A 12,439-nucleotide genomic window follows, 5' to 3' on the forward strand; every position below is an offset into this window, starting at 1 on the left:
GGCTTTGTTATACTATTGCCCCGTCTTGAGTGTCCCTTCAACTTTCAATTTCTCAGGTTCAGAATGACGACGAACTATATATTTGTGACAGGCGGGGTTGTGTCCTCCCTCGGTAAGGGTATCGCTGCTGCATCATTGGCTGCCATCCTGGAAGCACGTGGCCTTAAGGTCACCATGATGAAGCTAGATCCCTACATCAATGTTGATCCAGGGACCATGAGTCCGTTTCAGCATGGCGAAGTGTTCGTCACCGAAGATGGCGCAGAAACTGACCTAGATTTAGGCCATTACGAGCGTTTCATTCGTACCAAGATGAGTCGCCGTAATAATTTCACTACGGGTCGTGTCTACGAAGATGTCCTTCGTCGTGAACGCCGTGGTGATTATCTAGGGGCAACCATTCAGGTGATCCCACATATCACCAATGAAATTAAAGCCCGTGTGCTCAAAGGTGCTGAAGGCCATGATGTCGCTATTGTCGAGATCGGTGGCACTGTGGGTGATATTGAATCGCAGCCGTTTTTAGAAGCTATCCGTCAGCTGGGTACTGAACTGGGGCGTGATCACGCCATGTTTATGCACCTGACATTGGTGCCTTATTTGGCTGCCGCTGGCGAAGTGAAAACCAAGCCGACTCAGCACTCAGTGAAAGAGCTGCGCTCTATAGGTATTCAGCCTGATATTCTTGTTTGTCGGAGTGACCGCAATATTCCTGCAAATGAGCGCGCTAAGATCGCCCTGTTTACTAACGTCGAAGAGCGTGCGGTTATCTCTTTGAAAGATGTTGATAGCATCTACCGTATTCCAGCTCTGTTGAGTGGCCAGGGGCTTGATGCCTTGGTGGTGAAACGCTTTGGTCTCGAGTGTGCGGAACCCGATCTGTCTGAGTGGGAACAGGTGCTCTACGAAGAGAGCAATCAGACCAACGATGTCACCATTGCTATGGTAGGCAAATACGTTGAGTTGCCTGATGCCTATAAATCTTTGAATGAAGCGTTGAAGCACGGTGGCTTGAAAAGTCGTCAAAACGTCAATATTAAGTATGTTGACTCGCAAGATGTCGAAACCAAAGGCGTCGAAGTGCTCGAAGGTGTCGACGCAATTTTGGTACCCGGTGGCTTTGGTGAGCGTGGCGTTGAAGGGAAAATCCTCGCTGCCCAGTATGCCCGTGAAAACGGCGTGCCCTATTTAGGCATCTGTCTTGGTATGCAGGTAGCGTTGATTGAGTACGCTCGTCATGTTGCTGGCATGGAAGGCGCCCACAGTACAGAATTCGATATTGAAAGTGCTTATCCTGTGGTGGGGTTGATCACCGAGTGGTTGGATGCGGAAGGTAATGTTGAACAACGTACCGAGCAATCTGATCTTGGTGGCACCATGCGTCTTGGGACTCAGCTTTGTCATTTATTGGATGGTAGCCGTGCTCGGGAACTTTATGGCAACGCTACCGTCGAAGAGAGACACCGTCACCGCTATGAGGTGAACAACAATTTCCGTAAGCAGTTGGAAAAAGCGGGTCTGAAGATTACAGGCCTAAGCGCAGATAAGAAACTGGTTGAGATCATTGAGATCCCTGAACATCCTTGGTTTGTAGCGTGTCAGTTCCATCCGGAATTCACTTCTACACCACGCGATGGACACCCATTGTTTACCGGTTTTGTGGCGGCGGCTGGAGATTATCAGAAGCGCCACCTAAACTAATTTGACTAAGAATTTGTGGACTCTCGCCCCTGTGTGAGTCCGTGCTGTTTTTTAATTAGTAATTCGTAAATTAACGAGGAAGACCATGTCTAAGATCGTCAAAATTATTGGCCGTGAAATCATCGATTCACGCGGTAACCCTACTGTTGAAGCTGAAGTTCACCTGGAAGGTGGTTTCATCGGTTTGGCTGCTGCCCCTTCTGGCGCATCAACCGGTTCTCGCGAAGCGCTGGAATTGCGTGATGGCGATAAGTCACGTTTCCTGGGTAAAGGTGTACTGAAAGCGGTTGCTGCAGTTAACGGTCCAATTGCTGAAGCGGTTGTAGGTAAAGACGCTGCAGACCAAGCTGCTATCGACCAAATCATGATCGATCTCGACGGCACTGAAAACAAAGCTAACTTCGGCGCAAACGCTATCTTGGCTGTTTCTTTGGCTAACGCTAAAGCAGCTGCAGCAGCTAAAGGTATGCCTTTGTACGAGCACATCGCAGAACTGAACGGTACTGCAGGTCAGTTCTCTATGCCTCTGCCAATGATGAACATCATCAACGGTGGTGAGCACGCTGATAACAACGTAGATATCCAAGAATTCATGATCCAGCCTGTTGGCGCTAAGAGTTTGAAAGAAGGTTTGCGTATCGGTGCTGAAGTATTCCACAACCTGGCAAAAGTACTTAAGTCTAAGGGCATGAGCACTGCTGTAGGTGACGAAGGTGGTTTCGCACCTAACCTAGAATCAAACGCTGCGGCATTGGCTGCGATTAAAGAAGCGGTTGAAGCTGCAGGTTACGAGCTGGGCAAAGACGTTACTTTGGCCATGGACTGTGCTGCTTCTGAGTTCTATGACAAAGAAGCTGGTAACTACAACATGAAGGGTGAAGGCAAGATCTTCACTGCTGAAGAGTTTAACCATTACCTTGCTGGTTTGGTTGAGCAGTACCCAATCGTTTCTATCGAAGACGGTTTGGACGAGTCTGACTGGGATGGTTTCGCACATCAGACTAAGCTGCTTGGCGACAAGATCCAGTTGGTTGGTGACGATCTGTTCGTTACTAATACTAAGATCCTGAAGCGTGGTATCGACAACGGTATTGCTAACTCTATCCTGATTAAGTTCAACCAGATCGGTTCACTGACTGAAACTCTGGCTGCTATCAAGATGGCTAAAGATGCAGGCTTCACCGCTGTGATCTCTCACCGTTCAGGTGAGACTGAAGATGCAACTATCGCTGACTTGGCTGTTGGTACTTGTGCTGGCCAAATCAAGACCGGTTCTATGAGCCGCTCTGACCGTGTTGCTAAATACAACCAGCTGATCCGTATCGAGGAAGCTTTGGGTTCAAAAGCACCTTACAACGGTTTGAAAGAAGTTAAAGGCCAAGCGTAAGCTTAAGCTGATCAAACTCTGAAAAAGCCGCCCTGATGGGCGGCTTTTTGCTATCAGCTCTTTTCCCACACCATCCCCTCCCGCATAATAGCGACAGAATTTTATCTATAGGCTTGCTATGCGGTTGCTCTGGATCATATTGCTGATTATTTTTGCCTTGTTACAGCAGCGTCTGTGGTTTGGTAAAAATAGCATTCGTGATGCCGTGTCTGTGCATGATAGGGTCGCCGTTCAGGCTGAAGCGAATAATCGGTTACAACAACGTAATGAGCTGATGTATGCGGAGATCAATGATCTGCGTAATGGCAATGAAGCGATCGAAGAGCGTGCTCGCAACGAGCTCGGTATGATCAAGCAGGGTGAGACCTTCTACCGCATTATCGAAAGCCCTAAGCAAGTAAACAATGAATAAAATATATCCCTCATTGGTCGCCATTGTGCCTGCCGCAGGTGTTGGCAGCCGCATGAAGGCGGATCGTCCCAAGCAATATTTGACCTTGGATGGACGTTTTATTTTAGATATCACCATTGAAAAGCTGTTGTCGTGCGCGCTGGTGAGCCAAGTAATTGTTGCGGTGTCTGCAGACGACCCCTATTTCTCACAACTGAGCATGGCCAATCATCCAAAGGTACTTAGGGTGGATGGTGGTGTTGAACGTGCGGATTCAGTGCTTAATGGCCTGAACAAAGCGTTGGCGCTGGGAGCGCAGTGGGCTTTAGTCCATGACGCCGCGCGCCCATGCCTATTGGTTGATGATATTGAGCGTTTACTCGAGCAGGTGGCTGCGGATGACGATGGCGGCTTATTAGCTGCGCCAGTCCGAGATACAATGAAGCGAGCATCACCTGATGGCTTCGTTGATCATACTGTGAACCGAGAGGGGCTTTGGCATGCCCTGACGCCGCAACTGTTTCCTACAAAGAGTTTGCAACGTAACGTTGCTGCGGCGTTAGCGGCAAGTATTCCTGTGACAGATGAAGCGTCGGCAATGGAGTGGGCGGGGCATCATCCTAAGCTTGTCCTAGGAAACGACACTAATATCAAAGTGACTCGACCGGCTGATCTTAAGTTAGCCGGCTTTTATTTACAGCATGAGGACAATCTTGGATGCGCATAGGCCACGGCTTCGATGTTCATAAATTTGGTAGTGATAAGCCTTTAGTGCTGGCGGGTGTGACCGTGCCTTATTCGCAAGGATTGATCGCTCATTCCGATGGCGATGTGGTGTTGCATGCGATTTGTGATGCACTGTTAGGTGCAGTTGCTTTAGGAGATATTGGCAAACTCTTTCCTGACACTGATCCTGCTTATGAAGGTGCGGATAGTCGCGTGTTATTGCGAGAGTGCTTCGCCCAAGTGCAGGCGCTCGGTTTTGAGATTGGCAACTTAGATGTCACCGTAGCGGCGCAGTCGCCTAAGCTACGTCCTCATATAGACAGTATGCGCGCACTGATTGCGGATGACCTTGATTCGACTGTGTCGCAAATTAATGTCAAGGCCACCACCACCGAAGAGCTGGGTTATGTCGGCCGGAAAGAGGGGATTGCTTGCCATGCGGTCGTACTTTTGGTGGCTAAATCATGAATCATTTAGATCTTGAATTGGCATGGTATTCGTTGGCCTATCGATTAGGTCAGGAGCCTTCCGCTGAGGCCAATTTCAAAGTGAAGCCGGAAGATTTCTTCGTTGATGAAGTGATGGGATTCGAACCGGATGGCGAGGGAGAACACCTCTGGCTGCAGATCCGAAAGAAGGATGCCAATACAGCGGATGTGATCACACGCTTATCTGGCTTACTGAAAGCCTCTCCTAAGGTTATTGGACACTCTGGCTTGAAAGATCGCTGGGCGGTCACTCAACAATGGATATCTGTGCAACTGCCTGGGCAGGACGCCCCGGATCTGCGTGGTGAGATTGCGCCCGGTGTCGAGGTGATCGCACAACAGCGCCATAGCAAGAAGTTGCGCCCTGGCACCCATAAAGCGAATCGATTTGAGATCCGCCTACGTCAAGTATCAGATATGGCAGCAGCCGAAGAGGCTTTACGCACAGTCGCGCAGCGAGGTGCACCAAATTATTTCGGCAGCCAACGATTTGGTCATGGCGGTAAAAATCTACTGCAAGCCCAGGCATTGTTTGCCGGCAAACGGATTAAGTCCCGTAATCAAAAGAGTATGGCGCTCTCTGCCGCGCGTAGCCTGTTATTCAATCGCGTGGCTTCTAAGCGTATTGAGAGTGGCGTACAACCGTTAGCGGGTGAGTGTTTTATGTTGTCAGGCACACGGAGCTATTTCACCGCTGAGCAGATTGACGACACCATCGTCGATAGATTGACCTCTGGTGACATTCAATATTCTGTACCCCTATGGGGTAAAGGGGAGCTGTCATCGAGCTCTGATGCACAACTCATTGAGCAAGAGGTCGTTGCTGAGTTTGCTGAGTTTGCTGATGGGTTGGTGGCTCAAGGTTTAAAGCAGGAACGCCGTCCATTAATGATCCACCCGCAACAATTTAGCTGGCAACAGCAAGGTGATGATCTGTTACTCTCATTCCAGCTTCCCACTGGCTGCTATGCCACAGCGGTGCTGCGGGAAGTGGTTCGATTTCAGGAGTAGATGTAATCATGCGGATCCTATTAAGCAATGATGATGGCGTCTATGCGCCGGGATTAAAGGCACTTTATCTTGCTTTGTCGCAGATCGCCGATGTCGTCACCATGGCGCCCGACAGAAATCGTAGTGGCGCCAGTAGCTCGCTGACGTTAGAAGAGCCGTTGCGGGTACAAGCATTGGAAAATGGTTTTCTTTCTGTAAGAGGCACGCCGACTGACTGCGTTCACCTTGCGGTCAATGGTCTGTTAGAGGATGAACCTGATATGGTGGTTGCCGGTATTAATGCCGGTGCCAATCTGGGTGATGACACCATCTACTCGGGAACCGTTGCTGCGGCGATTGAAGGACGTTTTCTTGGACGCCCGGCTATCGCCATCTCTTCGGTATCTAGAGCACCAAAATACTATGATACTGCGGCAAAGGTTGCGGTTAGCCTCGTTGAACAACTGTTGGCGAACCCACTGCCATCGGATCAACTGTTAAACGTTAATGTGCCAGATATGCCATATGAGCAGCTGCGAGGCGTAAAAGTGACTCGGTTAGGGCAGCGCCATCGTTCTGAGCCTGTCGTGCGCGCGTTAGATCCTGGCGCTAGAGAGGTGTTTTGGATTGGGCCTGCGGGTAAAGGGCAAGATGCCGGTGAAGGCACTGATTTTCATGCGGTAGAGCAGGGCTATGTTTCTGTGACACCGCTGCAGATAGATTTAACTGCGCATCATCAGCGCGAAGCATTACAACATTGGGTGTCAGCAATTCGTTTATGAGTGATCAAGTAACATCGCCGGGCTTGCAGCGGCTATTGCAAATTCTGCAACAGGAAGGGATCTCCGATCCCCGAGTGTTAGCCGCTATCGCAGCTGTGCCTCGGCAAAGTTTTATGGATGCGTCGTTAGCTCATAAGGCTTACGATAATACGGCGTTGCCTATCGGTGTGGGGCAGACCATCTCCCAACCCTATATAGTGGCGAAGATGACCGAACTGTTGTTGCAGGGCGGACCGATGAACAGAGTGTTAGAGGTCGGCACTGGATCTGGCTATCAGACGGCCGTGCTGGCGCAAGTGGTGCCTCAGGTTTGCTCGATAGAACGTATCCAAACGCTGCAATACCAGGCAAAACGCCGATTGCGGCAGTTGGACCTGCATAATGTATCGATGAAATTTGGTGATGGCTGGCAGGGGTGGGAAACAAAAGCCCCCTTTGATGGCATTCTGGTAACAGCGGCACCGGATGATGTACCTACCGCGCTTCTGGAGCAATTGGCTGACGGCGGTCGGATGATTATTCCTGTAGGCGGTAACGAACAAGTATTGCAACGGATCACCCGCCAAGGTGATAAATTTTATAGCGAACAGATCGAATCCGTTCGTTTTGTACCACTGGTTAAAGGAATACCAGGTTAATGAAACTTTTTTCTCCTATGTACAACTGGGTGATGGTGAAAGTCCGCCATCGTCATGCGCCTGCCTATCTGTATGGTATGAGCTTTGCCGAATCGGTGTTTTTTCCTATCCCTGTAGATGTCATGCTCGCACCGATGACATTGGCAAAACCTGAGAAAGCCTGGCATTACGCAGCTTGGTCTACGGTGTTCTCCGTGCTTGGCGGTATTGTCGGTTATTGGTTGGGTTATTTTCTGTTCGATGTGTTGGTTGAGCCTGCGATTAATGCCGCTGGTTACCAAGATAAATTTGCCCATGCCATCAGTTGGTTTGAACGCTGGGGAGTCTGGGTCGTGTTCCTCGCTGGTTTTTCTCCCATTCCGTACAAGGTTTTTACTGTTTCTGCGGGCATGTTACAGATGGTGTTTTTCCCATTTGTACTGGCGTCAATTTGTGGCCGTGGGATGCGTTTCTTTTTGGTTAGCGCTTTGATGCGTTGGGGCGGAGCCAAAATGGAAGCCAAGCTAAGAGACAATATTGATTTGATGGGTTGGTTGACGGTGGTTGCTGCCGTTGGGGCTTATTTGATTCTTCGCTGATATTGGGAATGTGTGAGTAGTTTAAGGAGCGTCAGATCACAGAGAGGTGTACTTGGGCTACTGCTGTTAACAGCCGTCGGCCTGCTCTCCTGCTCCAATAAAACTCATAAGCCCGCCCCTGTCAGCGAGTTAAGTACTCCTGCAGCCTATACCGAAGATAAACGTGGGGTGTTAAAAAGCGCCACCCATACGGTAAAAAAAGGGCAGACACTTTACGCCATCGCTTTTGCTGCTGGCAGCGATGTGCGTGAGTTGGCTCGCATCAATAATATTCCTTCGCCCTACGTGATCCATCCTGGTCAAGTACTGAAATTACGTGCCTCAACAGCGAAAGCTGCACCGAAAGTGTCAAGAAAGCCGACAAAACCTAAGGTTAGCGGCAAAACTGTGACTCAGCCATCACCCACCAAGGTTGATCCCAAAAAAGGCAAGGATTACTCTGGCAATGGTGGTGAAAAAAACACCAAGCCAAAACCCGCTTCTAAAGAGGTTTATCCCTCTAAGGTAAGTGGTTGGCGCTGGCCCTCCAGAGGTAAAGTCATCACTTGGTTCAGTAGCAAGGAGCAGGGAGCCAAGGGAATTGATTTTGCAGGTAAGAAGGGTGACCCGGTTTACGCTGCCGCAGATGGCAAAGTAGTTTACTCGGGCAGTGCATTAAGAGGTTTTGGTCAACTAATAATAATAAAGCACAGCGAAGACTACCTAAGTGCCTATGCCCACAACAGTAGGCTGCGGGTGAAAGAGCAGCAGTGGGTGAGGGCGGGGCAGCATATCGCCGACATGGGAAGTAGTGGTGCTGAGCGAGTGAAGCTGCACTTCGAAATCCGATATCGGGGAACGTCGGTTAATCCGACGCGATATCTGCCAAAACGCTGATGTTATCAGCGTTACTTATTCGTAGTTTTGTCTTGAAAGTAGGACAGGATTGGGAGACTGCGTATGGGCCAGGTAAATATCTCTGAAGATGAGATGGTTATTGATTCGGTTGAAGATGAGCAATCAAGCTCAAAAAGTGCTGATGCTGGGGCGAAAAAATCAACTAAGACGAAAAAGGCATCGCTGCTAAGCGATGATGCGACGCAGGAAGATCTACAAAAGAACTTAGATGCGACGCAACTCTATTTAAGTGAAATCGGCTTTTCTCCGCTATTAACAGCTGAAGAGGAAGTCTATTTCTCCCGCCGTTCGCTGCGTGGATGTGCAGCTTCTCGAAAACGAATGATTGAAAGTAATCTGCGATTAGTGGTTAAGATCGCACGCCGCTACAACAATCGTGGGCTTGCTTTGTTAGACCTCATCGAAGAGGGCAATCTGGGGTTAATCCGCGCGGTAGAAAAATTTGATCCTGAGCGAGGCTTTCGCTTTTCGACTTATGCGACCTGGTGGATCCGCCAAACCATTGAGCGGGCGATTATGAATCAGACTCGCACCATCCGGTTACCTATTCATGTGGTCAAGGAACTGAATGTGTACCTGCGAACCGCTCGTGAATTGGCGCACAAACTCGATCATGAGCCTACGCCCGACGAGATCGCAGATGAGTTGGAAAAACCGGTGGATGATGTTCGCCGTATGCTGCGACTGAATGAGCGAATCAGTTCTGTGGATACACCTATTGGTGGTGAGACAGATAAAGCACTGCTCGACATCATTGCCGATGAAAATGATGGGGGCCCAGAAGTAAACCTGCAGGATAAAGATATCCAAGACAGTATCGTGCACTGGCTGGGTGAATTGAATTCAAAACAACGTGAAGTGTTAGCGCGCCGCTTCGGCCTGCTGGGGTATGAGCCATCTACACTAGAAGATGTGGGTCATGAGATCGGTCTTACTCGTGAGCGGGTGCGACAGATACAAGTGGAAGCGCTGCGTCGCTTACGCGATATTCTGATGAGTCAGGGGTTGTCAGTCGATAGTTTGTTTCGCATCTGATAACTGATTGAATGATGCCGTCCGATAATAGATAGACGGTTTTTGATTAAGCCAGCGCCGATGAGCGCTGGCTTTTTAGTTAGTGCTTAGGGTTTTGATACTACAGCAACGCTTTTAGTTGATAGAGAGCGTTGAGGGCGTCTCTTGGTGTCATCTGGTCTGGGTCTATTGTCTCTAGTAGCGTGATCGCTTCATGGGGATCGTCAAGCATGTCTAGCTGTTGCTGCTGAGGATGGCTGCTGGCCGCGGGGGTTGCTGTCGGGTTGGCTTCAAGCTCGGCCAGTTTCGCTCGCGCTCTTTTGACCACACGTTTTGGTACGCCGGCAAGCTGGGCCACCTGTAAGCCGTAGCTGCGGCTTGCTGGTCCCTCCTGAACAGCATGCATAAAAGCGATAGTGTCGCCATGTTCGACGGCATCCAAGTGCACATTGGCCAGTGATGGTAGCCGCTCAGGAAGTGCCGTAAGTTCGAAGTAATGGGTTGCAAACAGCGTCATGGCGTTGATGTTTAAAGCTAACTGCTCTGCGCAAGCCCAAGCTAACGACAAACCATCATACGTACTGGTTCCGCGACCAATTTCGTCCATCAGCACTAAGCTGTTTGCTGTGGCGTTATTTAAGATATTGGCTGTTTCGGTCATTTCTACCATAAAGGTAGAACGACCGCTGGCAAGATCATCAGAGGCACCTATTCGGGTGAAGATGCGATCAACGGGGCCTATCGTGGCTTGCTCTGCAGGTACGTAGCTACCAATATAAGCCAGCAGTGTAATGAGCGCCGTTTGTCGCATGTAGGTTGACTTACCTCCCATGTTGGGGCCAGTAACGATCAGCATTCGACGCTGGCTGGTGAGCTCTACAGGATTGGCGATAAAAGGCTGCTTCATCACTTGTTCGACGACCGGATGACGCCCACCGTCAATATGGATCCCTGGTGTATCACTCAAGCTAGGACGACAATACATGTGAGCGTCGGCCTTAGCGGCCAAGTTGTTCAACACATCAATTTCTGCCAAAGCTTGTGCCATCTGCTGCAGCGACTTTAGTTGCGGCATGATCTGATCAAATAACGCTTCGTATAACTGCTTCTCCAGTGCTAAAGCCTTGCCTTGCGCGGTGAGCACTTTATCTTCATACGCTTTTAGCTCTGGAATGATGTAGCGCTCATTGTTTTTCAGAGTTTGGCGGCGTACATATTCGGCAGGGACACAGTCAGCGTAACTGCGGCTGATCTCTATGTAGTAGCCATGTACTCGATTAAAGCCAACTTTCAGAGTTGGGATCCCGGTGCGCTCTTTCTCTCTTGCTTCGAGTTCTTCCAGGTAATGACCAGCATTCTTGGCTAATGTTCGCCATTCGTCGAGTTCTGCATTGTAACCAGTGGCTATGACGCCGCCGTCTCTGATGAGTACAGGCGGTTGCTCGACGATCGCCTGTACCAACAGGTTATGTAACTCAGGTTGTGGTTGGCACTTTGCCAGCAATGCGGCCAATTTTACACAGCCTAATGGCGCCAGTATTTCATGCAGCTCGGGTAACAGGGCCAGGGTTGCTCGCAGCCGGGTGAAATCTCTTGGACGAGCAGTATGCAGTGCTACTCGTGCAAGCGCCCGCTCGATATCACTGACCCCTTTCAATAGCGACTGTAATTCGTCAATCACCATGCTTTCCAGCAGAGTTGCGATCGCTTCTTGCCGACCGTTAATTAGTGCGCGGTCTCGCAGTGGGCGATGTAGCCAGCGCTTTAACATACGGCTCCCCATCGCTGTTGCCGTACCATCGAGAATTGTGGCGAGCGTGTTTTCGATCCCACCAGCGAGATTCTGTGTTAATTCCAAATTTCGCCGTGTGGCGGCGTCCAAAATGACTGCGTCATCATGTTGTTCAACTTGTATCGCATCGATATGAGGCAAAGCTGTACGTTGTGTATCTTTGACGTACTGCAGCAGGCCGCCAGCAGCACAAAGTGCTTGTGGCATAGATTCTACGCCAAACCCTTGTAAATTTTGGGTGCCGAACTGCTGGCACAACTGACTATGTGCTGTGGCAAGTTCAAACTCCCATTCTGGACGCCGGCGCTGGCCTTTGACACTATCAAGCCAGTAGGGATTAAACTGTTCGGGGTGTAATAGTTCTGCTGGCTGTGTTCTCTGTATCTCTGCCAGTAATGCTTCTTCAGTCGTCAGTTCGCATACTAGAAATCGGCCACTGCTGAGATCTAAAGTGGCGTATCCGAACGTTTCTGCGTGTTTACTTGTGCCGTAGCAGACAGCAGCGAGAAGATTATCTTGGCGCTCCTCCAATAAAGCTTCATCGGTGACCGTGCCTGGTGTAACAATGCGTACTACTTTGCGTTCAACAGGCCCTTTACTGGTTGCCGGGTCGCCAATCTGCTCGCAAATAGCGACAGACTCGCCGAGCTGTACCATACGAGCAAGATACCCTTCTACTGCATGGTAAGGCACGCCAGCCATAGGTATAGGATCTCCGGCTGAACGGCCGCGATGAGTCAATGAGATATCTAGCAGCTCACTGGCACGTTTGGCATCGTCGAAAAACAGTTCATAAAAATCCCCCATGCGGTAAAAAAGCAGGATATCGGGTTGTTCAGCTTTTAAACGCAGGTATTGCTGCATCATGGGAGTGTGCTGGGAAAGTACGGCGTCAGAAAGCTGCTTGCTGGTCATGAACTGTCGATGTCTCTGTTGGGTTATGCGAGTGGCGACGCAGGGGTTATTTTCATGGGCAATAGAATACGTGATCCTGATTACAACCGAAACCGTTAACCACAGTTATAGGCCCGTATAACTGTGTATGATTCTATTCA

The 12,439-nt window shown here is 49.8% G+C and carries 12 protein-coding genes; 11 read left to right on the plus strand and 1 reads right to left on the minus strand.

The genetic code is table 11. From position 1 onward, the window contains the following. The first annotated feature begins 63 nt into the window (after window positions 1–63). The 11 genes from EXY25_RS08990 to rpoS all read left to right on the plus strand — a co-directional run bounded on the left by EXY25_RS08990 (window position 64) and on the right by rpoS (window position 9,613). A complete protein-coding gene (locus tag EXY25_RS08990; RefSeq protein WP_114337297.1) occupies window positions 64–1,701 on the plus strand; it encodes a CTP synthase in 1,638 nt (545 codons plus the stop codon). An 85-nt stretch (window positions 1,702–1,786) separates the two neighbouring features. Beyond that, window positions 1,787–3,088 carry a phosphopyruvate hydratase gene (gene eno / locus EXY25_RS08995; RefSeq protein WP_130566491.1) on the plus strand — a complete coding sequence of 434 codons (1,302 nt, stop codon included), beginning with the start codon at window positions 1,787–1,789 and terminating at the stop codon, window positions 3,086–3,088. 118 nt (window positions 3,089–3,206) lie between these two features. Next, window positions 3,207–3,500: a cell division protein FtsB gene (ftsB, locus tag EXY25_RS09000; RefSeq protein WP_114337299.1), complete on the plus strand. Its 294-nt coding sequence runs from the start codon at window positions 3,207–3,209 to the stop codon at window positions 3,498–3,500. Continuing rightward, window positions 3,493–4,206, plus strand: coding sequence for a 2-C-methyl-D-erythritol 4-phosphate cytidylyltransferase (gene ispD / locus EXY25_RS09005; protein ID WP_130566492.1), 714 nt, complete (start codon window positions 3,493–3,495; stop codon window positions 4,204–4,206). The genes ftsB and ispD overlap by 8 nt, the downstream gene beginning before the upstream one ends. Continuing rightward, window positions 4,197–4,673 (plus strand): 2-C-methyl-D-erythritol 2,4-cyclodiphosphate synthase, encoded by a 477-nt coding sequence (ispF, locus tag EXY25_RS09010; RefSeq protein WP_130566493.1) that lies wholly within the window; start codon window positions 4,197–4,199, stop codon window positions 4,671–4,673. The genes ispD and ispF overlap by 10 nt, the downstream gene beginning before the upstream one ends. Next, window positions 4,670–5,704 carry a tRNA pseudouridine(13) synthase TruD gene (gene truD / locus EXY25_RS09015; protein WP_130566494.1) on the plus strand — a complete coding sequence of 345 codons (1,035 nt, stop codon included), beginning with the start codon at window positions 4,670–4,672 and terminating at the stop codon, window positions 5,702–5,704. Before ispF ends, truD begins: the two co-directional genes overlap by 4 nt. Window positions 5,705–5,709: 5 nt before the next feature. After that, window positions 5,710–6,465 (plus strand): 5'/3'-nucleotidase SurE, encoded by a 756-nt coding sequence (gene surE, locus EXY25_RS09020; RefSeq protein WP_165419325.1) that lies wholly within the window; start codon window positions 5,710–5,712, stop codon window positions 6,463–6,465. Then, window positions 6,462–7,103, plus strand: coding sequence for a protein-L-isoaspartate(D-aspartate) O-methyltransferase (locus EXY25_RS09025; protein WP_130566495.1), 642 nt, complete (start codon window positions 6,462–6,464; stop codon window positions 7,101–7,103). The genes surE and EXY25_RS09025 overlap by 4 nt, the downstream gene beginning before the upstream one ends. Continuing rightward, window positions 7,103–7,681, plus strand: a complete 579-nt coding sequence (locus EXY25_RS09030; protein ID WP_114337305.1) for a YqaA family protein — start codon at window positions 7,103–7,105, stop codon at window positions 7,679–7,681. Before EXY25_RS09025 ends, EXY25_RS09030 begins: the two co-directional genes overlap by 1 nt. Window positions 7,682–7,693: 12 nt before the next feature. Then, the gene (locus EXY25_RS09035) at window positions 7,694–8,557 is read left to right on the plus strand and encodes a peptidoglycan DD-metalloendopeptidase family protein (RefSeq protein ID WP_114337306.1); all 864 of its coding nucleotides are present in this window, start codon (window positions 7,694–7,696) and stop codon (window positions 8,555–8,557) included. A gap of 63 nt (window positions 8,558–8,620) precedes the next feature. Beyond that, window positions 8,621–9,613 (plus strand): RNA polymerase sigma factor RpoS, encoded by a 993-nt coding sequence (gene rpoS / locus EXY25_RS09040; RefSeq protein WP_170308591.1) that lies wholly within the window; start codon window positions 8,621–8,623, stop codon window positions 9,611–9,613. A gap of 100 nt (window positions 9,614–9,713) precedes the next feature. On the opposite strand, the gene mutS is transcribed toward rpoS, so the two are convergent. Next, complete coding sequence (mutS, locus tag EXY25_RS09045) at window positions 9,714–12,299, minus strand: DNA mismatch repair protein MutS (RefSeq protein ID WP_130566496.1); 2,586 nt, start codon at window positions 12,297–12,299, stop codon at window positions 9,714–9,716. Window positions 12,300–12,439 lie beyond the last annotated feature (140 nt).

Source organism: Corallincola spongiicola (genome assembly GCF_004284785.1).
Lineage (GTDB): Bacteria > Pseudomonadota > Gammaproteobacteria > Enterobacterales > Neiellaceae > Corallincola > Corallincola holothuriorum.

Bases quoted from the DNA above. Each gene is read 5' to 3' on its own strand.
- EXY25_RS08990 (WP_114337297.1), top strand. From the start codon at position 64: ATGACGACGAACTATATATTTGTGACAGGCGGGGTTGTGTCCTCCCTC.
- eno (WP_130566491.1), top strand. From the start codon at position 1,787: ATGTCTAAGATCGTCAAAATTATTGGCCGTGAAATCATCGATTCACGC.
- ftsB (WP_114337299.1), top strand. From the start codon at position 3,207: ATGCGGTTGCTCTGGATCATATTGCTGATTATTTTTGCCTTGTTACAG.
- ispD (WP_130566492.1), top strand. From the start codon at position 3,493: ATGAATAAAATATATCCCTCATTGGTCGCCATTGTGCCTGCCGCAGGT.
- ispF (WP_130566493.1), top strand. From the start codon at position 4,197: ATGCGCATAGGCCACGGCTTCGATGTTCATAAATTTGGTAGTGATAAG.
- truD (WP_130566494.1), top strand. From the start codon at position 4,670: ATGAATCATTTAGATCTTGAATTGGCATGGTATTCGTTGGCCTATCGA.
- EXY25_RS09025 (WP_130566495.1), top strand. From the start codon at position 6,462: ATGAGTGATCAAGTAACATCGCCGGGCTTGCAGCGGCTATTGCAAATT.
- EXY25_RS09030 (WP_114337305.1), top strand. From the start codon at position 7,103: ATGAAACTTTTTTCTCCTATGTACAACTGGGTGATGGTGAAAGTCCGC.
- rpoS (WP_170308591.1), top strand. From the start codon at position 8,621: ATGGGCCAGGTAAATATCTCTGAAGATGAGATGGTTATTGATTCGGTT.
- mutS (WP_130566496.1), bottom strand. From the start codon at position 12,299: ATGACCAGCAAGCAGCTTTCTGACGCCGTACTTTCCCAGCACACTCCC.